General features: G+C 63.9%; 22 protein-coding genes and 1 tRNA gene. 7 read left to right on the forward strand and 16 right to left on the reverse strand.

Going from position 1 to position 22,273, the window contains the following annotated elements:
• Positions 1 to 10: 10 nt before the first annotated feature.
• Together ACSU04_RS16055 and galU are read right to left on the reverse strand one after the other, a co-directional pair.
• Positions 11 to 640: a GNAT family N-acetyltransferase gene (locus ACSU04_RS16055; protein ID WP_439280682.1), complete on the reverse strand. Its 630-nt coding sequence runs from the start codon at positions 638 to 640 to the stop codon at positions 11 to 13.
• Positions 641 to 661: 21 nt separating this feature from the next.
• The gene (gene galU, locus ACSU04_RS16060; RefSeq protein WP_439290270.1) at positions 662 to 1,549 is read right to left on the reverse strand and encodes a UTP--glucose-1-phosphate uridylyltransferase GalU; all 888 of its coding nucleotides are present in this window, start codon (positions 1,547 to 1,549) and stop codon (positions 662 to 664) included.
• 91 nt (positions 1,550 to 1,640) lie between these two features.
• Between galU and ACSU04_RS16065 the strand changes: the two genes are divergently transcribed.
• From ACSU04_RS16065 to mscL, 3 genes are read left to right on the forward strand one after another with little or no spacing between them, the layout of a single operon-like run.
• Positions 1,641 to 2,237: a 5-formyltetrahydrofolate cyclo-ligase gene (locus tag ACSU04_RS16065; RefSeq protein ID WP_439280684.1), complete on the forward strand. Its 597-nt coding sequence runs from the start codon at positions 1,641 to 1,643 to the stop codon at positions 2,235 to 2,237.
• Between the two features lie 16 nt (positions 2,238 to 2,253).
• A complete protein-coding gene (locus ACSU04_RS16070) occupies positions 2,254 to 2,526 on the forward strand; it encodes an FmdB family zinc ribbon protein (protein WP_439280685.1) in 273 nt (90 codons plus the stop codon).
• Between the two features lie 26 nt (positions 2,527 to 2,552).
• Positions 2,553 to 2,960: a large conductance mechanosensitive channel protein MscL gene (gene mscL, locus ACSU04_RS16075; RefSeq protein WP_439280686.1), complete on the forward strand. Its 408-nt coding sequence runs from the start codon at positions 2,553 to 2,555 to the stop codon at positions 2,958 to 2,960.
• 61 nt (positions 2,961 to 3,021) lie between these two features.
• On the opposite strand, the gene ACSU04_RS16080 is transcribed toward mscL, so the two are convergent.
• The gene (locus tag ACSU04_RS16080) at positions 3,022 to 3,222 is read right to left on the reverse strand and encodes a hypothetical protein (RefSeq protein WP_439280687.1); all 201 of its coding nucleotides are present in this window, start codon (positions 3,220 to 3,222) and stop codon (positions 3,022 to 3,024) included.
• A complete protein-coding gene (locus tag ACSU04_RS16085) occupies positions 3,215 to 6,877 on the reverse strand; it encodes an AAA family ATPase (RefSeq protein WP_439290357.1) in 3,663 nt (1,220 codons plus the stop codon). The genes ACSU04_RS16080 and ACSU04_RS16085 overlap by 8 nt, the downstream gene beginning before the upstream one ends.
• A 197-nt stretch (positions 6,878 to 7,074) precedes the next feature.
• Between ACSU04_RS16085 and ACSU04_RS16090 the strand changes: the two genes are divergently transcribed.
• A complete protein-coding gene (locus ACSU04_RS16090; protein WP_439290271.1) occupies positions 7,075 to 7,584 on the forward strand; it encodes a methylated-DNA--[protein]-cysteine S-methyltransferase in 510 nt (169 codons plus the stop codon).
• 71 nt (positions 7,585 to 7,655) lie between these two features.
• On the opposite strand, the gene ACSU04_RS16095 is transcribed toward ACSU04_RS16090, so the two are convergent.
• The gene (locus ACSU04_RS16095) at positions 7,656 to 9,290 is read right to left on the reverse strand and encodes a solute symporter family protein (RefSeq protein WP_439280690.1); all 1,635 of its coding nucleotides are present in this window, start codon (positions 9,288 to 9,290) and stop codon (positions 7,656 to 7,658) included.
• A complete protein-coding gene (locus ACSU04_RS16100) occupies positions 9,287 to 9,634 on the reverse strand; it encodes a DUF485 domain-containing protein (protein ID WP_439290272.1) in 348 nt (115 codons plus the stop codon). The genes ACSU04_RS16095 and ACSU04_RS16100 overlap by 4 nt, the downstream gene beginning before the upstream one ends.
• Positions 9,635 to 9,743: 109 nt before the next feature.
• Between ACSU04_RS16100 and ACSU04_RS16105 the strand changes: the two genes are divergently transcribed.
• Positions 9,744 to 10,601, forward strand: coding sequence for a LuxR C-terminal-related transcriptional regulator (locus ACSU04_RS16105; protein WP_439290273.1), 858 nt, complete (start codon positions 9,744 to 9,746; stop codon positions 10,599 to 10,601).
• Between the two features lie 71 nt (positions 10,602 to 10,672).
• Positions 10,673 to 11,011 (forward strand): histone-like nucleoid-structuring protein Lsr2, encoded by a 339-nt coding sequence (locus ACSU04_RS16110; protein ID WP_439280693.1) that lies wholly within the window; start codon positions 10,673 to 10,675, stop codon positions 11,009 to 11,011.
• Between the two features lie 7 nt (positions 11,012 to 11,018).
• Here ACSU04_RS16110 and ACSU04_RS16115 read toward each other — a convergent pair whose 3' ends face one another.
• Entirely contained in the window at positions 11,019 to 11,612 is a 594-nt protein-coding gene (locus ACSU04_RS16115) for a MarR family winged helix-turn-helix transcriptional regulator (RefSeq protein ID WP_439290274.1), read from the reverse strand.
• Between the two features lie 68 nt (positions 11,613 to 11,680).
• Between ACSU04_RS16115 and ACSU04_RS16120 the strand changes: the two genes are divergently transcribed.
• Positions 11,681 to 13,855, forward strand: a complete 2,175-nt coding sequence (locus ACSU04_RS16120; RefSeq protein ID WP_439290275.1) for an MMPL family transporter — start codon at positions 11,681 to 11,683, stop codon at positions 13,853 to 13,855.
• Positions 13,856 to 13,875: 20 nt separating this feature from the next.
• Here the strand turns inward: ACSU04_RS16120 and ACSU04_RS16125 are convergent, their stop codons facing one another.
• The 9 genes from ACSU04_RS16125 to ACSU04_RS16165 form a co-directional block, all read right to left on the reverse strand.
• Positions 13,876 to 14,256, reverse strand: coding sequence for a hypothetical protein (locus tag ACSU04_RS16125; protein WP_439290276.1), 381 nt, complete (start codon positions 14,254 to 14,256; stop codon positions 13,876 to 13,878).
• 9 nt (positions 14,257 to 14,265) lie between these two features.
• The gene (locus tag ACSU04_RS16130) at positions 14,266 to 15,459 is read right to left on the reverse strand and encodes a hypothetical protein (RefSeq protein ID WP_439290277.1); all 1,194 of its coding nucleotides are present in this window, start codon (positions 15,457 to 15,459) and stop codon (positions 14,266 to 14,268) included.
• Positions 15,460 to 15,534: 75 nt separating this feature from the next.
• A tRNA-Arg gene (locus tag ACSU04_RS16135) sits at positions 15,535 to 15,606 on the reverse strand.
• A 21-nt stretch (positions 15,607 to 15,627) separates the two neighbouring features.
• Positions 15,628 to 16,332, reverse strand: coding sequence for an ABC transporter ATP-binding protein (locus tag ACSU04_RS16140; RefSeq protein WP_439290278.1), 705 nt, complete (start codon positions 16,330 to 16,332; stop codon positions 15,628 to 15,630).
• The gene (locus tag ACSU04_RS16145) at positions 16,329 to 19,187 is read right to left on the reverse strand and encodes a hypothetical protein (protein ID WP_439290279.1); all 2,859 of its coding nucleotides are present in this window, start codon (positions 19,185 to 19,187) and stop codon (positions 16,329 to 16,331) included. Before ACSU04_RS16145 ends, ACSU04_RS16140 begins: the two co-directional genes overlap by 4 nt.
• Before the next feature lie 41 nt (positions 19,188 to 19,228).
• Positions 19,229 to 19,834, reverse strand: coding sequence for a hypothetical protein (locus ACSU04_RS16150; RefSeq protein ID WP_439290280.1), 606 nt, complete (start codon positions 19,832 to 19,834; stop codon positions 19,229 to 19,231).
• The gene (locus ACSU04_RS16155; RefSeq protein ID WP_439290281.1) at positions 19,831 to 20,361 is read right to left on the reverse strand and encodes an RNA polymerase sigma factor; all 531 of its coding nucleotides are present in this window, start codon (positions 20,359 to 20,361) and stop codon (positions 19,831 to 19,833) included. The genes ACSU04_RS16150 and ACSU04_RS16155 overlap by 4 nt, the downstream gene beginning before the upstream one ends.
• Positions 20,362 to 20,446: 85 nt before the next feature.
• The gene (locus ACSU04_RS16160) at positions 20,447 to 20,944 is read right to left on the reverse strand and encodes an HNH endonuclease (protein WP_439280752.1); all 498 of its coding nucleotides are present in this window, start codon (positions 20,942 to 20,944) and stop codon (positions 20,447 to 20,449) included.
• A gap of 331 nt (positions 20,945 to 21,275) precedes the next feature.
• Positions 21,276 to 22,100 carry a M23 family metallopeptidase gene (locus ACSU04_RS16165; protein WP_439290282.1) on the reverse strand — a complete coding sequence of 275 codons (825 nt, stop codon included), beginning with the start codon at positions 22,098 to 22,100 and terminating at the stop codon, positions 21,276 to 21,278.
• Positions 22,101 to 22,273: the final 173 nt, after the last annotated feature.

The raw sequence follows: 22,273 nt of genomic DNA on the forward strand, positions 1-22,273 counted from the left end.
ATCATAGTTCTCAGAGCGAGAGCCGGTCTGACGGCGGGATGGTCGCGGCATCCTGCGGTACGAGACCGTTCACCCAGCGCGCCAGAACGCCATCCGGAACGTCCTCGCGGGTGAGCGCGAAAGCGTAATGATCGCGCCAGTCGCCGTCGATGTGGATGTAACGCCGACGCAGCCCCTCGTAGCGGAAGCCGAGCTTCTGCACGATTCGCAGGCTTGCCGTGTTCTCCGGACGGATACAGATCTCCATCCGGTGCAGCCCGTACTCGCGGAAGGCCGCATCCGTGGCAAGCGCCACCGCCGCCGGAGTGATCCCTCGACCGGCGAAGCGCTCACTCACCCAATACCCGATGGTCGCTGAGCACAGCGAACCGCGGGACACTCCCCACACGTTGAGCTGACCGGCGATTTCACCGTCGTATTCCACGACGAACGGGTATCCGCCACCATCGCGGTACTGCTGCAGCAGCCGGCGAATACCGAGCCGCATGTCAAACGATGCGACACCATTCGGTATGGTCGCTTCCCAGCGTTGCAGCCAGGCACGGTTCTGAAGCAGTTCCTGCTGGAGAACACGCGCATCACGGGTGCGGACAAGCCTCAGCTCGACCGGTCCATGACGTCGCCCCTGCACGAATTCCATCCGATCCTCGAACCCGAGCCTCTACAGGCGCGCGCCGAACTCCTTCAACCACGGACGAAGCTCCGGTCCGAGGTCATCGCGGTCGGCTGCGAGCTGCACGATCGCCTTGATGTAGTCGACGCGGTCGCCGGTGTCATAACGACGGCCACGGAAGATGACGCCGACGACGCCGGGGCCATCGGTTTCTGCAGCAAGCTCCTGCAGCGCATCTGTGAGCTGGATCTCCCCGCCCTTGCCAGGCTGGGTACGCTCCAGGATCGGGAACACAGACGCAGGCAGTACGTAACGACCGATGACGGCGAGGTTGGACGGCGCGTCTTCTGCGGCCGGCTTCTCGACGAGACCGGTGACACGGACGATGTCGTCATTGTCTGTGGTCTCGATCGCAGCGGCGCCGTACATGTGAATGTTGGCGGGCTCGACCTCCATGAGAGCGACAACTGCCGCACCGGTGCGCTCGTGCTCCGCGATCATCGTCGAGAGAAGCTCGTCACGCTCATCGATGAGGTCATCACCGAGCAGCACGACGAAGGAGCTGTCGCCGACGTGGGTCCTGGCTCGCAACACCGCGTGGCCCAGTCCCTTCGGCTCACCCTGACGCAGGTAGTGGATATCGGCCAGATCACTGGACTTCATGACCCGCTCGAGGCGATCAACGTCGCCCTTCTCCGTGAGCTTGACCTCAAGTTCGGGGACGGAGTCGAAGTGATTGGAGATGGCGTTCTTGTTACGGCCGATGATTACGAGAATGTCATCAATGCCCGCAGCGACTGCTTCTTCGACCACGTACTGAATGGCGGGTTTGTCGACCACCGGCAGCATCTCTTTCGGCATGGCCTTGGTGGCGGGCAAGAATCGTGTGCCCAGGCCGGCTGCCGGAATTACCGCCTTCATTGACTGTTTTCCCATTGTGCCAGCTTAGTGGGGGTGCGACCTTCGGCCCGGAGCTGCGCCCGACCACTTCGGCCTTCCCCTTCGGCGCGACACGTAGACTCGAAGCATGTCGACTGACATCACGCAGGAGAAGCGCGCGCTGCGCGCGGAGTTGCGCGAGCGACGGCAGTTGCTCTCCGACGCGCAGCGTGAGGCCGCCGCATCCGGTATCGGCGAGCAACTCGACGCTCTCGTTGACGACCATGGCGCAGTTTCGATCTCGTGTTTCCTGTCCACGACCGCTGAACCGGGCACACGCGACTTCGTCACCAGTGCCGTGCAGCGGGGCATCCGGGTACTTCTGCCCATCACCCGCGCCGACGGCCTGCTGGACTGGGCCGTCGCGAACGACTCCGATGCAATTGCAGAAGGACTGTTCGGCCTGCCAGAGCCGACCGGCGAAGTCCTTGGCCCGATCGCGGTGAACGACGTCGATCTGATGATCATCCCGGCCGCTGCCGTCGACATGACCGGCATGCGCCTCGGCTGGGGCCGTGGCTACTTCGACAAGACCATCGGCTCAATGGAGAAATGCCCTCCTGTATACGCCGTGATCTATGATTCCGAGATACTCGATTCCCTTCCGCGAGAGGTGCACGACCAGCCGGTGACCGGCATCGTGACCCCCACGCGGACCCTCACCCTGTCGCCTACGCGGCACTGAACACCCGAAAACGGACATGCCTACCTACGCCTATGCCTGCACCGCGTGCAGCCACGCCTTCGACGCCGTCCAGAGTTTCTCCGACGACACCCTCACCGTCTGCCCCGAATGCGGCGGCGGCCTGCGCAAGCAGTACGGCTCCATCGGGGTCACTTTCAACGGATCAGGCTTTTATCGCACTGATTCGCGGAGTGGCGGTGGCGGAAAACCAAAATCAGAGTCATCATCGAAATCGGAATCGTCGACGAGCGCCGCCCCGGCACCCGCGTCGACTCCAGCCTCGACCTGAGGCCTGCTCAATAGATGGGGGTTCCCATGTTCCAGGGATTCAAAGAGTTCATCACTAAAGGCAACGTGATTGACCTCGCGGTCGCCGTTGTGATCGGTGGTGCCTTCACAGCGATCGTGAACGCGGTCGTTGCCAGCATCATAAATCCACTGGTCGCACTCTTCTTCGTCGCGGATGCCGCTGGCAACTTCGGACCGAAGATGATCGGCCTGTACGGGCAGGAAGTGACCTTCCCGCTCGGTACCCTGATCACCGCGATCATCTCGTTCCTCGCAGTCGCGATCGTCGTGTACTTCGCCATCGTCGCGCCGATGAACAAGTACAACGAACGCCAGGCAGCACGCAATCCCGTCGTCGAGGAGGACACCCTGCCGACCGAGCAGGAGCTGCTCATCGATATCCGCGACGCGCTCCGCAAGGGCGCCGCGAACTGAACCGCAGCATCAGCTAAGGCCCTCATCTCCCCGGGAGGTGAGGGCTTTCTTCATACCGCGCTCAGTAGTGCGGGGGTACGTCGCCGAGCATCCGGTCATCGTTGGGACCGTTTCCCACGATGCTGTCTTTCGCCGGCGCCGTGTGCGTGACCACGTCGGGAGAGGCATCCGTTCCTGGCACCGGCGTCAGTCGCGCACGGCGGCTGCCGGGAACTCGCACGATGCGTTGACGCTCCGCACCAGCGACCTGCTCGTCAGACATCGTCAGAGAGATCGATCGGCTGGGTGTCGTTGTCGGCCTTCACCGCGTCTGCGGCAATGCCGAGCACGGCAGCAATGCGGGATGCCGCCGTCACCGGGTCGCTGTAGAGGTCGAATGCATGCACGCGCACATAGTGCCAGCCGAGGCGGCGCAGTACGTGCGGACGCAGGCGCAGCGTCTCGCGCAGCGATTCTCCGCGCGTCTCCGGGTCAGACTCGATGATGACGGCCTTGCCCTTGTGCTGCGCGACGAGCGGCAGCAGACCGCGATAGTCCACGTCGACCGATGCGCCAAGGCGCCGCAGTTCCCGAGCCAGGGCGAGGGTCAACGGGTCGGCCAGGTCTTCCAAGCGCGACTCACGACTGCGTGTCGCGAGGCCTCCGAGGATCGACATGAGCGTGGACGCCCCGTGCACGAGGCGTCCGTCATCGAATGCCGAGGGACGGATAGAGGAGACCAGCACCATTGAGCGACGCGCCCTGGTCATGCTGACGGTCAACAGTCGTTCGCCGTCCGGCGTTGACAGGTCGCCGAAATCGCTGAGCACACGACCGTGCTTGGTGAGCCCGTAGCCCAGGGAGAAGATCACGCGATCGCGACTCTCGGCCACTGACTCTTCCAGAGTGAGCACCGCGAACGGCTCTGCGGTGTAGCGACCAACGAAGTCTGCGACGTCGGAGCGTCCGGCGAAGGCGGTCGTGACGGCGGCGCGAATGCGTTCGGCATGACGGGCGCTCGCGGTGATCACCATGAGCGATTCCGTCGGGCGGTGCACGGCGTGCTCGACCACCAGCGTCACAACACGGGAGACCTCAGCGTTGGGGCTCTCTACCGCACCGGAGATCGGGTCGGGTGCGCCGACACCACCCTCGACGTAGTCAACAGTGAGGCTTCCTCGTCCGAGGTAAGAACCGGCCCACGGCAAGGAGATGATCTCGCCACCATAGAAGGCATCGTTGATGAGCTCGGCGAGGTCTTCACCGCCCGCGCGGTAGCTGCGGGTGAGCGTCATGACGGGCAAAAGTTCGGCAAGACGTTCGAACACCGAGGTCTCATCGAACGGCAGCTCGGCTTCCCATTCGGTGTCGGCATCCACTGCCATAGCAAAGGGCGTCGGTCGCTGCGTCACCGGATCACCGAAGGCAACGACCTGTCGTGCACGACGGATCGCTGGGGCTGCCTCGGCGAGGTTGATGGCCGCGGCATCCACCAGCAGAACAGTGTCGAACTCGACCGATTCCGGAATCTCGGGCACCTGATATGGAGAGGAGATCCATGCCGGCGCCAACACGTTCATCAGCGTCGGCGCTGCCGAGACGATCTCCGCCGTAGACGGCGTGCCCTGAGTGAGTGCGCGCCGCAGGTGCTGCGACTCTGTGGGCTCATCGACGATACCGATCCGCCACTGATTCGCCAGCTGCCAGGCAAGCAGGGGCCCTGCCATCGAGGCGTGAGCTTCGTCAACAAGACGGAAGTCTCGCTCCAGACGGTCAACGACCGCCGTGTTGGCGCCGAGCAAAGCACGGTTGTCCTGCAACGCGCGCTCCAGCAGAGACTGCCACCAAGCGAACTCGAGTTCTTCGGCGACCTGATCTTCCGCGACGTGCCGCACCGAAAGTTCGGCGAGCAGCGGTTCCAGCCCGAGCGTTGCCAACTTGTCGCGGATGGTGGCACGCTCGACGAGGTTGTCGAACACATCTGAGCGTGCAGCGAGACCAGCCAGGGTGCGCACGAGTCGTTCGACAGGAAGCGCGGCGAGCGGCTCACGGCGTCCGAGAGCGGTGTCGAGCTCTGCCAGCTCGGCACTGACACGCTGCCACGATCCGAGCACCTCGGAGAGGCCGAGCGGCACCTCAGGGGCGACACCGGCATCGACAAAGCGCTGCCATTGCGTACGCTGCTGCTGAATGCGCAGCAGTTCCTCGTGCATCTCGGAGATATGCACGCCGGGGCGCACGTATTCCTTGGCGAGGCGGCGCAGTCGGCGGCGGTTCGCTCCGGAGAGCCCCGGAGCATCGCGCCGAGAGCCATGAGCCTGAATCAACTCGCCCAGCGGGCGCTCGAAAACGGTCGGACTGAAGCGGTCAAGCGATTCGCGGACGCCTTCGAGCAGCCTCAGGTATTCCCCGAGCTCGTCGATCGTTGCGAAGGGCCGCATCCGCGTCTGCGAGATGAGCTCATAGCCGCGTTCCAGTAGCGCGGGAACGCTGGACGCGTGCAACCGACCGGCAAGTTCGTGCGCCGAGCGCGCTGCCTCGGTGCTGCTGAAGCTCACGCCGTACCAGGGCGAGTCATCCGGACCGAAGCGGAACTCCCCCAGGCGCGCGGCCTGCACCAGCGCAGCAGCCGCGTCGGCACGATCGCCAGCGAGGCGGCGGAGTGTTTCTGTGCTCAGCCGCGCGGTCGTCGACGGTGGCACCGGCAACGATGCCAGGCGGGTGAGCTGCCTGGTGGAATCCAGCACGGAGGCGTCGATCCCGGCGACCGGAGCGGTCAGCGCCTTACGGTAATCGAGCAGCACAGCACGCAGCCGCACCAGCGCATCATCGACGTCGCTGACCTTGGGCGCTGTGGCCTTCTCGTTGCGTCCGATCGCGCGAACGAGATCGCGACGGATGCTCGCAGGGGAAACTGCGAGGCTGTCCAGTCCGATTCCTGCCAGACGGTGACGCACGCCGTCGAGCGTGGAACGACGTGCCGACACGACGAGCACGCGCTTGCCTGCGCGGACAAGCTCACCGAGCGCATTGATGACGGTCTGGGTGCCACCGGTGCCGGGGAGCGTGGAGACGACGAGCGAGTGACCGGCCGAGATCCGAGCCAACACTTCTTCCTGCTCGGCGTCGGCGTCGAGCAGGAGCGTGTCGGATGCCGGGGCACGGTCATCCGGACTGGTGATGTGCGGCAGCGGACGTGCGGACGTCACCTGTTCACGGTCGGCGACGTGGCCGGCCAGAGCATTGAGCAGTTGATGATCGAGGGTGCGACTGTCGCGCGCCATCGAGGAGGCGACATCAGCGAAACTCGACACGACAAGCCTCGGCAGCACGGTGAAGGTATCGATCGACTGGGTGGCAACGCGCAGACTGTCGATGACCGGTTGCGGCTTGAAGATGCCGCCGTCATACGCGAGGGAGGCCAGTGCCTCCGCATCGATTGCGATGCCGAAGTGGTCACGCGCGGCCCGCACGAGTTCGGGATTCACCACGAACGCACCCTGCAGCTTCAATTCGAAGTCTGTGTGATGCCGACGGATGGCAAGCGGGCGCAACAGCACTGGGGCTGCGAAATCTACTCCGCCGATGCGCCAGCCGGCGAGACCGACAGCAAGGTGGACCGCTTCGATGCCGCGAACCGTGCGCAACTCAGTGTGCTTGGCCGTGATCCGTTCTGCAGCCAGACGTGCGGTGCGCAGACCGACCTCATCGCGGAACAGGTTGGAGAGCAGCGTGGATTTGCCGGTGATGAACTGCGGCAGGCTCCCCGGGTGAGCCTTGGAGATGTCAATGCCACCCTCGACGGTGTCGCGGTAGTTGACAAGCGGAGATGGTCCGCCGAGATCGGCGGCTTCTGCGCGCAACCGGGTGCGTTCGGCGTCGGCGATGTGAGCGACCTCGATTGCGGTCTGGTTGTCTTGTTGGCTGCCGAGCGTCATCGCGGAATCCGCAGCCTTATCTTCGCGTCGCCACACATAGGCCACACTAGGCTCCACAGGTGCGCGATCCCTGTATTCTGGCCGGGTTTCACCGGATTGGACCACTTTTTCTGCACACCTGCGCACCTTCGCCTGGTTCTCCCCCACCCGTGTGATCAAGGCCTCATGAAGTCGGTGCCACACGTCAGGATGGGGTCATGACATTCCGCTACGACTTCGCACCCACTCCGTTCGGTGATGCGCTGGTGGTGTTCTCGGACGAGGGGATCGTGCGTTTCGACCTTTCCGAGTCGGCAGACCCCTCAGTGCCATGGCTGCTCGAGAACGTCTCCGCACGTCTGCACGATGTGCCAGCACCCGACCCCGGGGCTGCCGATGAGCTTGCACATCTGCTTGACGATCACTTCGCCGGCACCCCGGTACGTTTTCACGAGCACGTGCGCCTCGACTGGCGCCTGGTCGAAGGTTTCCACCGCACGGCGCTTCAGATGATCAACACGATCGAATGGGGCGAGACCATGAGCTACGGCGAAGTTGCAGCTCGCGCGGGCAGCCCCGGCGCTGCCCGCGCAGTCGGCACTGCGTGTCGGCTGACGCCCTTCTCGATCATCGTGCCGGTGCACCGTGTCGTGCGCTCCGACGGCAGCCCAGGTCAGTACGGCGCGCATCCGGAGTACAAGCGCTTCCTGCTCGATCTGGAGCGTTAGACGTCAGGAACCCCCGACGTGTGGGCCGTCGGGAGTTCCTGGTCGATCGCTGATTCTGTTGACGCAGGCGGCTAGTGCTCCACCGCCTTCTCTGCGCCGAAGCCAGTCAGCGACCGCACTTCCATCTCCGCAGCAAGCTGAGGAGATTCGATCGTGCGACTCGTCACCGTTCCGAGCCAGCCAAGGAAGAACCCGAGCGGGATCGAAACGATGCCGGGGTTATTGAGTGGCCAGATAGAGATGTCGATGCTGGGAATCATCGAGGTCTCCGAACCGGAGAACACCGGCGAGAGGACGATGAGCAGGATGGCAGATGCCAGACCGCCGTACATGCTCCACACCGCGCCACGGGTGTTGAAACGTCGCCAGAACAGCGAGTAGAGGATCGTCGGCAGGTTCGCGGATGCCGCAACAGCAAAGGCGAGCGCGACGAGGAAGGCGATGTTCTGCCCCTGTGCGCCGATACCACCGACAATCGCGAGGATGCCGATGACGATCACCGTGCGACGAGCGACCTTCACCTCCGCGTTCGGGTCGGCGTCGACCGGCGATCCATCCGCCTTCTTGCGACCCTTCTGGATGACATTCGCGTAGATGTCATGCGCGAACGATGCCGCCGCTGTAATGGTGAGCCCTGCCACGACCGCGAGGATCGTCGCGAACGCGACTGCGGAGATGAAACCGAGCAGGAGCGGACCGCCGAGATACTGCGCAAGCAGCGGTGCGGCGGAGTTCACACCTCCCGGGGCGGCCTTGATCACATCAGCACCGACCAGCGCGCCGGCACCGTATCCGAGCACCAGTGTCAGCAGGTAGAACCCACCGATGAGCCAGATCGCCCAGACGACGGAGCGACGTGCTTCCTTTGCGGTCGGTACCGTGTAGAACCGCATCAGCACGTGCGGGAGCCCTGCGGTTCCGAGCACCAGGGCAAGGCCCAGCGAGATGAAGTCCAAGGGATTGGCGCCGTATTGAAGCCCCGGCGCCAGGATCGCATCGCCGTTCGGCGAGTTCGCGACCGCCGTTTCGAGCAGCGTGTTCAGGCTGAAGCCGTGCAGGGCGAGCACCCAGATGGTCATCGCCAGGGCTCCGGCGATGAGCAGCACTGCCTTCACGATCTGCACCCAGGTGGTGCCCTTCATGCCGCCGATGAGGACGTAGACGATCATCAGCACACCGACGACGGCGATGACGATCGACTGACCGACCTTGCCGTCGATGCCCATCAGCAGCGAGACCAGACCACCGGCTCCGGCCATCTGGGCGAGCAGGTAGAAGAAGCACACCACGAGCGTTGTGATCGCGGCGGCCATTCGCACGGGGCGCTGCTTGAGGCGGAACGAGAGCACATCAGCCATCGTGAACTTGCCGGTGTTGCGCATCATCTCGGCGACAAGCAGCAACGCCACCAGCCAAGCCACGAGGAATCCGATGGAGTAAAGGAATCCGTCATACCCATTCACGGCGATCGCGCCGCAGATGCCAAGGAAGGATGCGGCAGACAGATAGTCGCCGGCGATGGCGAAGCCGTTCTGAGGACCGGTGAAAGAACGCCCGGCCGCGTAATAGTCGGCCGCCGTCTTGTTGTTTTTGCTGGCACGAATGACGATGAAGAGAGTCACCGCGACGAATGCGGCGAAGATTGAGATATTGAGGACGGGATTGTTCTCACCCGCGGGCGCAGCCGCCAAATGGACGATGTTCATGCCTGTGCCTCCACCTTCTCCAGCTCTTCACGAATTTCTTCCGCTTTCGGATCGAGCTTTCGGTTGGCGAAGGAGACGTATCCCATCGTGATAGCGAAAGTCGTGACGAACTGAGCGAGCCCGAGCAGCAGCCCGACGGTAATATCCCCCCACACTCGCTGGCCCATGAATTCCGTCGCATATGCCCCCAACAGCACGTACGCGAAGTACCAGACCAAAAAGAGCACCGCCAAGGGAAAGATAAATGACCGTTGCGTTCTCTTCAGTGTTTGAAATCTTGGTGACTGCTGAACGGCGATGTAGTCAATACCATCTACCGGTTCCGTATCGATTCGGTCTGTCATGAGGCCTCCTTGCCGCATGTAGGGAGCTCGCACGGCGGTGCCCTGCGAGTGGTAGGGTCGACGCTACGAAACGGGGAACTGCGCCGTCACCCCCGAAAGTAGGTATTTGATGCACACCAGCATCACCCTGGATCCAGAGACCGACCTCGTCGCTCAAGCAGTGCGCGAGCTGGCTCAACGCACCCGCTTCCCCGTCGCCTTCGGCGGCCTGATCGAGGACGGTGTCGTCTCGGTCACCAGCATCGTCGGCACCCGCACCCACAGCCTCGAGGGCCTCAAGGTTCGCTCCGAGCGCGGCTTGGGCGGCCGCGCGATGATGGAGCTGCGGCCCCGCATGACCAGTGATTACGGCTCCTCACAGCACATCACCCACGACTACGACGGTTTCGTGCTCGGCGAAGGTCTGCGCACTCTGCTGGCGCTGCCGATCATCGTGAATGGGCGTTCGCGCGGCGTTCTCTATGCCGGGGCATGGAGCGAAGCACCCATCGGCGGCGTCACAACAGCGCCGGCGATGGCGGTCGCCGATTCTGTGGCATCCGAGCTGCGGGTCCGCGACGAAGTCGATCGACGCCTGCGCTCATTGGCGCCGCGTAGTCCGACCTTCACCGCCTTGCATCGCGAAGAACTGCGTGAGAGCTTTGCCGAGTTGCGCGGCCTGGCAGGAAGTGTGAGAGACCCCCTGCTACGTGAAAGGCTCGCCCGTCTCGAGCAGCGCCTGCTCGCGGTCGCTGGCGATGAAGCACCCGCCACGACAGGTTCAATTCCCACGGTGCATCTGTCTCCACGTGAGACTGATGTGCTCGCGTGCGCCGCGCTCGGCTGCACGAATTCCGAGGTCGCATCCCAGCTCGGACTGCGCGAAGGAACGGTGAAGGCCTATCTCGGCACTGCGATGTCGAAGCTGGATGCTTCCACGAGACATGCTGCCGTCGCACGGGCACGCCGGGCCGGTCTTCTCCCGTGAATGTCAGGAATCATTCTCGATTAACGACTGATTCATTGTCGCCGACATTCTTTCCTGCGTAAGCTGGCGAAATGGCTCGACGTATAGTGCACCAGTTGGTTGACGACATTGATGGAACGATCCTCGGAATCGGTGAGGGTGAGACCGTTCTGTTCTCGCTCAATAGCACCGCCTATGAGATCGATCTGACTTCCGAGAACGCGGATGCATTGCGAGAGGCGTTGGAACCGTACATTTCGGCGGCACGGCGTGCGTCGGCGCCCACTTCACGCGGCACAGGCCGCAAGCGCACAGCTGCTTCTCCGGAGACCGCTGTGATCCGCGAATGGGCGAATGCTCACGGTCACTCCGTTTCCGAGCGCGGCCGTATTCCCCAGGCCGTCGTCGAGGCGTATCGCGCCGCGCACTAACTGCACATCACTCTTCCGCGGAGATTGCCCACGATTCATCATCGAGGGCAATCTCCGTTGTCATGTCGGTGAGAAATCGTGTGACGATCTCACGGTCTGCGTTCGATAGCCGCGCCGCCGCAGTGAATCTACGAGCATGCTGACGCCCCACCGTCTCAACTGCCGATTTCCGAGTCTCCGGCGTGATCGCGATCGCCAAGGCACGGCGATCAGAGGGGTGCGGCGAACGAGTGATGTGTTCGCCTCGCTCGAGGCGATCAAGCAGTTTGGTGGTGGATGCGGTCGAGATGCCGAGGTGCGTAGCAATCGCCCCCGGAGTCGCGACGACCCCACCGTTCTCGCAGGCGATCAGGAAATGCAACGCACGCATATCGGTCTGGTTGAGCTTCATGTAGCGAAGCGACGCCTCTGACAGCTTCTGCTCAGCGTCGCGGAGTCCACCCAGCGCCCGCATCAGTCCGCTGATCTGACGGATATCATCTTCGGACATTCCCGCGCGATCGATGAGCTCTCCGCGCGGATCGCTGACATCGACGTCGTAGATCGCCGAGCCGAACGCGAAAGCGCTCGACTCGGTGGGTTCAGGAGGGACTGCGGGCATGTCCCGATGCTAGCGTGTTCAATGTTTCATGTTAGGTTCTTTTCTTGCCTGGCTAGCAAAGGACAGAAATGATCAACGACACCGCTTCCCCCCGGCGCATTCGCGTGCGCCGCCGCTCACTGGCGCGGGTGCTTATCCCTGCCGCACTGATCCTCGTCTGGCTTATCGGCGCCGGCCTCGGCGGCCCACTGTTCGGAAAGGTCGGCGAGGTCTCCTCGAATGACCAGACCAGCTACCTGCCTTCGAGTGCCGACGCCACCCAGGTGCAAGCGCTTCTCGGCGAGTTCAACGACTCCGATGCAATCCCCGCAATCGCGGTGTTCGTCGGCGACGGTGAACTCTCTGACGCACAGCTCGCCGCCATCGACGATGCCATCGCCGGCGCGCCGGACGTCGAGGGTGTGGCGAACGAGGTCTCCCCCGGCATCCCCTCCGAGGATGGCAAGGCCGTGCAGGCGTTCATCCCGATCTCCAGTGATGCCGAGCTCGGCGACGCGGTATCGGCGCTGGGCGACGAACTGCGTGCGGCGACGCCGGATGACGTGGCGGTGTACATCACCGGGCCCGCAGGCTTCTCCGCAGACCTCGTTGCCGGCTTCGCTGGCATTGACGGACTGCTGCTGGGCGTCGCTCTGCTTGCGGTATTCCTAATCCTGGTGCTCGTCTACCGCTCCGCGCTGCTGCCGATCGTCGTTCTCTCCACCAGCCTGTTCGGCCTGTGTGTGGCGCTGCTAGTGGTGTGGTGGCTTGCGAAGTGGGAGATCCTGCTGCTCAGCGGCCAGACGCAGGGCATCCTGTTCATCCTCGTTATCGGCGCAGCCACCGACTACTCGCTGCTCTTTGTCGCGAGATTCCGTGAGGAACTGCGTCACACGAAGGACAAGGGCGCGGCGACCATGGCTGCGTGGAAAGGATCGCTTGAGCCGATCGCCGCGTCCGGTGGCACCGTGATCGCGGGGCTCCTGTGCCTACTGCTGAGCGATCTGAAGTCCAACAGCACGCTCGGACCTGTCGCCGCCATCGGCATCGTGTTCGCGATGCTTTCCGCTCTCACGCTCCTGCCCGCACTGCTGTTCACGTTCGGACGAGCAGTGTTCTGGCCACGTCGCCCGGCGTTCGAACCCGAAGTCGTGGCAGCGGAGACAGGCGTCGCCACCAAGGGCCTGTGGGCGGCTCTCGCCCGCGGCATCCAGAAGCGCCCACGCGTGATCTGGATCGTGACGACGCTCGTACTCGTCGCTGGGGCGACCGGATTCACTCAGTTCAACGCTTCGGGGATACCGCAGTCAGAACTGGTGCTGGGGGCATCGGAAGCCCGCGACGGCCAGGTCGCTCTGGGCGAACACTTCCCCGGCGGCTCCGGGAGCCCTGCCTACGTGATCGTCGCCGAGGATTCGCTGCAGGAGGTCGCGGATCTGCTGCTGGCGCACGATGGCGTCGAGTCGGTCTCTGTGAATGCGTCGGACTCCCCCAGCGGCACAGCCAGCGTCACCGAGGATGGCATCACCGCGTTCGGTCCCCCAGGAACGCCCGCTCCCGATCCGACCGTCGTCGACGGTGACGTGATGCTGCAGGCGACGCTGAGCGACGCAGCGGATTCGGATGCCGCGGCATCCACGGTCCGAGACCTCCGCACCGAGCTCTCCGAACACGATGCGCTCGTCGGCGGCGTGACGGCGACATCAATCGACACGAATGACACGTCGATCCACGACCGAAATCTGATCATCCCGCTGATCCTGGTCGTAATCCTGGCCATTCTGATGCTGTTGCTGCGCTCGATCCTGGCACCGGTGCTGCTGATCCTCACCACTGTGCTGTCGTTCGGCACCGCGATGGGTGTTGCCGCGTGGGTGTTCAACGGGATCTTCGACTTCCCCGGGGCCGATCCAGCGGTGCCGCTCTACGGCTTCGTGTTCCTCGTCGCCCTGGGGATTGACTACAACATCTTCCTGATGACGCGTGTGCGTGAGGAATCGATCAAGCACGGCACGCGCGAAGGCATCCTGCGTGGGCTGTCGGTCACCGGTGGCGTGATTACCTCGGCCGGTCTCGTGTTGGCAGCGACGTTCGCGGCCCTGTCGGTGATTCCGATTCTGTTCCTCGTGCAATTGGCGTTCATCGTCGCCTTCGGCGTGCTGCTGGATACGTTCATCGTGCGGTCACTGCTGGTTCCCGCACTGTCGTACGACATCGGGCGCGCGATCTGGTGGCCGTCGAAACTCAGTCGCGGAAAGAAATAGCGCTTAGAGACGAAGGCGCGTCAGACGAAGACGGGGATGAACGAGACAATGAGTCCGATCGCGCCGATGGCGGTGAAGACCGTTCCCAGCGTCAGGAAGAAACGTCGCAGCATCGGCGGATGCGTCCGCGCGTGGCTCGAGTTCCGCACGCTCACGAATCCTCGATGCCAGTCGTCCTCCACGTGCTCGTGTGAGGTGAGCGGACGTTCGTGAAATTCCCCGCCGGCGAACCAGCGCGCGGTCACGACGCCATCGCGATCGATCACGGCCATGTCGACGCTTTCCCAGCGTCCTTCGGCGAGCGCGATCATTCCGGCGATCACGAGCAGCGGGATGCCGATGCCAAGCCCGATCCACGACAGCACCTCGCCCACCACGGCGAGAGTGTCGATCATTTGCACAGGTTTAGTTTAGGAGACAAGCGGTGGCGTGTAGACCCACGTCTGCACACTGCGGATGCCTTCCATCGCCGTCCAGTCAGTTCCGCCCAGCACGATGAGTGAATTGTCGGCCCAGATCGCAAAGCCCGCCTCGAGCGGGGCTCCGGACGGACGCTCCAGCGCCGTCCAATGAGACAGCTCATCGTCGTACACATACCCCGATCCGACGGTGAAACGACCGCCACCGAGCGCCGCGTAGATCCACGCATCGGCCAGTGGCTCTGGAGCGGCAGCGAGCGGAGCCCATTCACCTTCGGGGAGTGTGATCGTTCCACCGAATGGATAAGTGCGCCCCCAGTTTCCGTTTGCACCACCATCGGCGCCGCCGAGTTCCGGCGCAACCAGTCTGGTTCCGCTCCACGCCCATTGCCAGCCCCAGATCTGCCCGGTGTCCGGAAGCCGAACCCATTCTCCGGAGTCTGAGTCGTAGAGCGCTGCGAGCGTGATCGGTGGGCCGTCTGACCCTGGGCTCTCGACGAGCTCCCTCCCGGTCAGGACAAGTCCGGCCGGCGTCGGAGTGAGGACTCGTTCAATCGCCGGACCCAGTGGATCTGCGGGGAGTTCCGACCACACTCCGGTGGTGATGTCCAAGACGAGATCTGCGACAACGCCCGACTCATGAGATCCAATCATGAAGAGGATGCGGTCGCCGTCTGGGACCAGGCTCCCCCACGGCACCTCCGGAATGTCCCAACGCTCCCACTCGTCGGCATCCAGGTCGTAGGAGATCAGGGCATCCTCGTCGGCGTTCATCACTTTGATGAACAGTTGCCCCTCTGTAAAGGCGGCGGATGCGCCTGGCGAAATGTCGATGGGCGCATCCGCGATCTTTCGCCACGTGCCGAGAGCAGGGTCAAATGCCGCACCATCGCGCATCAGCCCCGTCGCGAGGCAATCAGCGTTGGGCGGGCACGGCGGTCCGGTCTCACCGCCCACAACAAGAACCTCAGAGCCCGTCCAGGCCGCGACCGCTACACCGCGTGCATCCAGCGGAAAGTCCTCACCGCGGTTCCACCCCGTCAGTGCCGGGGTTGTGGATTCGGTGGCGGGGTCCGTCGTGGAGTCGGCGGTGGGTGTCGAACTCTCGCCCGTGCAGCCGCCGAGCGCAATGCTCAGAATAACGATGCCTGCGGCGATGTGCCACCGATGCCGAAAGTTGCCCATACTCCGTAGTGTCCCACCGACGGGATTCGTCTCAAGGCGGTCACACACCGCCTGTTGCAACTGTCCCGAATAAAGTGCCCCTGGAGGGAGTCGAACCCCCAACCCTTTCCTTAGGACGGAACTGCTCTTCCATTGAGCTACAGAGGCTGGCTCGACCAGTCTAGCCAATCAGGCGAGCTCGGTTCGCTCATCGGCGGCCGCGATCAGGTGCTGGTCGTGTGATGCGACAAGCACGGCGATACCGTCGTCGAGCAACCCGCGCAACAGAGTGATGAGCTGATCAGCCGTGGCGCGATCAAGGCTCGCAGTCGGCTCGTCCGCCATCACCACGGCAGGGCTCAGCAGCAGTGCCCGTGCGAAGGCCACCCGCTGGCGTTCACCACCGGAGAGCCGCTCCGGGAAGTAGGTCGCGCGATCTCCCACACCCAGCCGGTGCAGCAGGTCCCGCGCACGACGCGAGAGTGCACGCGTGCGACGGTCAGGAACGGCGGGCAACAGCACATTCTCGAGGGCCGTGAGCCCTGGCACCAAGCTCCCCCGCTGATCCAGGTACCCGACGTGCCCACGCCTGCGCTCAGTCACAACGTCATCGGCAAGGCCGGTCACCTCCAGCCCCTCCCACAACACGTTGCCAGCGGATGGCGGCACGAGCCCGGCCGCGACCCGCAAGATGCTGGTCTTCCCCGACCCGCTGCGCCCGGCGAGACAGTGCATGCGCCCACGCTCCAACGTCAGGTTGTAGTCGCGGACGATGGACAGCGGATCATCGCCAGGACGCTCGAACTGGATCGTGATGTCCCGCATCTCGATCGCGGGGCCGCCGTAGTCCGCAGCGCCCTTCGACACCGTCGCCGTCTCCTCGGAAATCGTCACAGCGCGGTTCCTCTCGTCCTTGTCATAAAGCTCAGCAGCGCGCTCAGTGCGCCGGCGGCGAGCGCCAACGCGACATGCAACCACGGGTCGGTCCAACCGATTAACAGCGCACCCGCCGCGGCGGCCGCACCAGTGAGAATCAACGCGGGACCGACGATCGCCATACCCTCCGCGCGCTGCGCACGAGCAACCTGCCCACTCGTCCATCCCGCCGCCCGCAGCGTCGCCCATTGTTCCGAGCGCCGCGCGAGATCCAGTCGGCGCACCAGCCGCGCCAGCAATACGCCCCCGACAATTCCCACCGCGCCGAGAATCAACTGCGGGATGAGCATCTGCGTCGCCACAAGCTGCGAGAGGCTGCTGGCTCCCGCAGCCTCCCGGCTCTCCTGGATCGCCTGCGTCAGTGCGGCCGCGGCGAGCCCCACGATGACGATCGCCGATGCATGCACGATGCTCGTCACGGGATGAATCAACGCCTGTCGCAGCCCGAAAGATGTCACCGAGCGCGCCCCGCGACGCCGCGAACGGCTGTCACGTACTCTCGCCAGTCGCGTCTGAGAAGACGAGAGAATCGTGAGCGTGGATGCTGCGACCAGCGCCGCGACCGCGACTCCGGCAGCGACCGCAGCCACCGCGGTCTGCCCGGACAGCATCCACGCAGCACCCGCGATCACGGTAACGATGACCAGCGAGGGAATCTCCTCCGCGGCGAACCACCGTGCCCTGCGCGCTCGCGGAAAGCCGAGCTCGCGCATCACGACGGCCTGTTGCCTGCGCCCTGGGATGGATGCCACCTGCGTGGCCCCGAGCAGAAGAACCCCTGCGGCGAGCGCGACGGCCAGCATCGCCCAGGTTCCCGTCGAGATCGACAGGTTCACTCGGGCCGCTGCCCCCAACTCAGACCAGCGCTGCGTCACCGTGCCGAGGGATCCGACTACCTGTGGGGTGGCGACATCGTCCGTCCCGAATGCATAGTCGTTCACGAGCACGTCGGCATCGGTCGGCGACGAACCCGCGACGATTGCGGCGTTGAACCCGAGATCTTCAATCGACTGGGCCACCTGAATGACCCGTTTGCGCGCCTCGGCCGTATACCCGTCGATGCCAGTCACCCGCACGCGGATCGATGAGATCGGCCGATCGTCTCCCCAGATCGCCGCACTGTGGATCGAACCGATCGCGACCGTCCGCGAAGCAACGAGTCCGAGACCGGTGAGGCTGGGTTCCATGGTTGTGCCGGAGTGCTGGCCGCCGCTCACCTCCGAGCCCACCGGGGCATACGCGCCAAGCGGCACGTAGTTCGCCACATTGTCGTCGACGGCGATGTCATCCGGGTCGAATGCACCAATCGGCACTGCAGCCGCGGACCCGAACTCGCTCATGGTTAAGTCCTTCAGCGTCCGCGGCGTCAGAAAGGCAGACTCCGCGCCCACAACGGTGCCGTCCTCGATCAGCCGAATCCCGTCGATGAAGAAGTCATCATTGATCGCCTCGGCGAATCCGTCCGCATTCAGCTCGACGCCGTCTTTCATGACCGAATACCCCATCGGCGAACCGGATGCTGCCGTCATGATCTGCTGCGCGAAATACAAGTTCGAATCGGCAGGTGCCGCCGCATCCGTCCCCGGCCAACCGACGCCCACCGTGCTGTCGCTGAATGGGTTGAGAATATCGGCGACATCTCCGACTGCCGTGCCGATGCGCTCGCCCGGAGATCCATCTGTGATGGCCTGGGGTATTTCGTAGCCAAAGTCTTCTCGCTTCGTCGTCGGCCCGAACGCCTCCACGTCCACCCGCATCGTCAACGCGGCGACGTCCACGTCGCTGATGATCAGCGGCATAACACCGGATCCCGACAGGCCCTTGGCCACGCTCGCGTCGAAGTCGTCACCGTTTTCGGCGAACAGCGCCCGCAGATCTGCCAGCGCGTCCTCCGGGTATCCCGACAACGACGCGTCCGCGTACCGCAGCATCATGTCTTCGATCTCTGTCGCCCGCGTTCCGCCATCGGCTTCCGCCCACGCACTCAATTCCTGGATGCTCGTGTCCGCATCTGCGGCAATCGAGACCAACGGATCGAGGAAACTACCGCGGTCGCCCAGCAGTGCGCGCTCAGATTCCGGATCCACGAGATCGATGCGCGTGACGGGGTTTGGCGCAGTGAAACCCACCTCGATGCTCGATTCACCCGGATTCGCACGCGAACCACCCCATCCGCCGTTGGAAGGCATACCAGCACTGGCACCGCGCCCAAACCGAGCGCCAGAGCAGCTGTAACGCATCAGCGCCTGATGCCGCTCCGGATCTGCCGTGTACATGGCGCTCCCGCTGGCTCCGAAACTCGACGAAGCGCTACTCGTGCACGCCTGCAGCTCTTCCTCGGTCGGTCCTTGCTCCCCAACCGGATCAAATACCAGCGGAGTGCTCTCCTGCTGAACGATCCGCTCTCCCAACCCGTCATCCGTCGTGAATGTCGTCGTGACCCGGTAGGCCTGCGGCCCCTCTTCTTCAGCGATCAGATCACCGGGGATCAACAGCCCCGCGGTCGAGAACTTCAGCCCGGGAACCAACACGCTTCCGAGTGGCGCCGCCACTCCGACGCCATCGATGGCCTCAACAACATCCCAATCGCCAAGGCTGAGCCCCTCCCCACCACTGCCGAGCGCGTTCGGCGGCAGGAGACCCTCGATCGCGCCCAGCTCATCGGTGGCCGTCACGAGAATGTCGTAGTCGCCGCGCCATTCATCGTCAATCGTCGCCTGCAGCATCAGACCGGCTGAAGACTGCACCCCCGCTGCGGCCAGGCCGGTCACGCACAGCAACACGACCGCCCCGAGGCGCTGTGGTTGCCTCATCAGCCGCGTGAACGGCCCTGGAACTCTCCGGCTGCCACTCTTCACTGCCAACCCTCCGCGCAGGTGGCCTGCGAGGCATCGCCCGTCGCGACGAATACGACGACAGCACGCGACTCGGAGACACAGGTGCGTACATCCGGCAACGGCATCGCAGAGACGGTACCAAAGGATGCCTCGCTCACACGCACGGCATCATCGTCGAGCCTCGTCAGTAGCATCCGCTCGGCGAAGGCCACGAGTTCCTCCGGGCTCGAGTCCGCGAGAATCTCGTCATCCGCAGCAATCATCGTCCGCGCCTGCTCGCACACCATCGCCACATCAAGCGTCGCCCCCGCGGCAAGGCGATAGTTGGCGGTGAAGAACGCGGTCGGCCCAGCATCCGCATCTTCCACGCACCGCAGGTGCGCGGGCTCCGACATCGAGCCCGGACCGCGATCTGCTTCCGACTCGGGAGACTCGAACGCCCCGGTCATCGCGGCCGCCGCCAGCGACCCGCTGAGCACTGTCACAGCTGCCAGCACAGACACTCCCACCCGAGTGCGCCGACGACGTCGACGGTCGATCTCATCGATGCGCTCAGCCACCTGCTCGCCGATCACTCCGAGAGCGGCGTCCAGGTAAATGCCTTCCTTTGGCCGCTCGCTCATGATTCACCCCTCAGCGACAGCCGCAGCACTGCCTTCGCCCGCTGCAATCGCTTGGCAAGCGCTGCGGTCGACACACCGAGATGCTCTGCCGCCTCGTCGTAGGAATATCCCTCGACCAGACACAGATGGATGATGCGCTGATCGATACCGCCGAGCTTTTCGATCGAGTGCCGCACCCAGCTGACCTCCTCGACCCTCTCCTGACGTGTGGCATCCACGGGCAGCAGCGTCTCATCCAGGGACAGCGCCGACCGACGGCGTCGCAGCTGATTTCGTGACAGGTTCCTCGCCGTCACCAGCATCCATGGCAGTGCAGATCGCTCGACGATACGGATATGTCGCAGACGCCGCCAGGCGACCACGAAGACATCCTGAGTGATGTCATCGGCATCCGAATCATCGCGCAGCATGCTCCACGAGTAGAGATACACCGCCTTCGAGTGACGCTCGAATAACGTCGCAAAGGCACCCCGGTCACCTCGTCGGGCGAGCCTGATCAGCTCGGCGTCGGCGTCTTCGATGTACATGGATCCTCGCGGGTCGGGAAAGTCTCTCACCCTGTACTGTCGGGATCCAGCAAATCATGACATCCGAACTTCGGAAATCCGAGTTCTACGCCGCCAGAGCCAAATATGGTTCCCAACACGGATCGCTACGCTCGGTCCCTCGAACTGTCCACGAGGATCCTCGTGGCGGCCGCGGGCTGAACCGCAGCTGCCACTGCATCTCCTGCGGCGTGCGGTCGCTCTTGACGTTGTTGCACCGCAGGCAGCAGGCGACAAGATTCTCCCAGGAATACGCTCCGCCGCGTGAGCGCGGCAGAACATGATCGATCGTGGAAGCTGACTTGCCGCAATAGCCACACCGATGGTCGTCTCGTCTCAGCACGCCGCGTCTGGTTACGGGGACACGCCGGCTCCGAGGGAGGCGAACGTATCTCGCCAGAACGATGACGGCGGGACGATCGTAGGCGCCACCCGCCGCCCAGACAGGATCATCCTCCACGCGTTCCACCACGGTGGCCTTCTGATTCATGACGAGCACCAGGGCTCGTTTGAAGGACACCACCGCGAGCGGTTCATACCCGGCGTTCAGAACAAGTGTGCGCATCGTCTTCCTCTCGATCCGCCGGGACGGCTTCCCGGCACTCTCGACTCACACGACGCCACACGGACGACAGAGGAAAGTACGCAGGAACCAAAAAAGGCGCCGTCTTTACAGACAGCGCCTTTCGCACACGACAAGCTCAGTGCATCCCTGCGGGCAATGCCGAAGAACGTAACGACCGAGTGCATCCATGGTGCGGATGCTCGGTATTCGTTCCATCAGCTTTCTCCCATCCGTGCGACGACGGGTACAGGCTAACCCATCGTGCCGACAGATGACGAAACAGCAGGTGAACGATCAGACGCGTGTTGCGCCGGAGGTCACCAGAAAAAGATCAGCCAGCGTTGGCTGCGAGCCAGGAGTACGGCTCGACGAGCGAGCCTCCGTACCAGACCTCGAAGTGCAGGTGGTTCGCCGTCGAGCGTCCCGTGCTTCCGACGAATCCGATGAGCTGACCGGCGCCAACGCTCTGCCCAGCCTGGACTTGCCGGGAGCCGTAGGTCATGTGGCCGTAGGTCGTGGAAACGCTCTGTCCGCCGACGACGTGATCGATCATGACCGCCACACCGTAGCCGCCGATGCTCTCGGCCGAGGCTCGGACCACACCTGCAGCTGTCGAGTAGATGGGCGTGCCCTGGGGCGCGAGCATGTCGACACCGTTGTGCCCGCCACCGATGGTGCGTCCCTGGTTGTACGAGCCCTGCGGGAGCGGGTAGCGCACTTCACCCGAACCCGGCGAGACCAGCTCGTAGTTGCCAGGGTTGAAGTTCCTCGGTGTGGAAGCCACGGAAGCCGCGGCCGCAGCTGCGGCGCGAGCGGCAGCTGCTTCCTTTTCCTTCTTCTCCGCGATCTCCTCAGGAGTCGTGGCGGTGTACGTGCCACGGTCAAGGGGCGCTGCGGTGGCTTGAGAGGCGACCACAAGCGACTGTGCGTCGTCGAAGGCAACCTGCTGGAGCGTCGCGGTGGCGTCAACCGGAGCGCCGGAAGATGCGAATGAGGGAAGCGCGATTCCAGCAACCAGAACACCGACGGCGCCGAAGATGGCGATCGAGCGCATCGGCTTGATCATCTTGCGTGCGGCGTTACGAGGGGCGACAGCGAGCGGTCGCTTCGGAAGTTTTTCGGGTGTGGTCGTGGTTGATTCAATATCTAGGGCCAAAAGGTGATCCTCCTGCGCCTCGGCGCTCGGGTGGCGCTGGCTCGTCGGCACTTTGCTTATCGGGGCATCTGCTCGGGGCACGCAATGCGATCTATCCGCGAAGATGACGAGCCGGTGAGGCAATCTTCGCGGGTTTGCCGCCAGCGGGCTTTCTTCACTGGCGACTTGTCCGA

Origin of the sequence: Microbacterium sp. A84 (assembly GCF_051842815.1) — a bacterium.
Classification (GTDB): Bacteria; Actinomycetota; Actinomycetes; order Actinomycetales; family Microbacteriaceae; genus Microbacterium.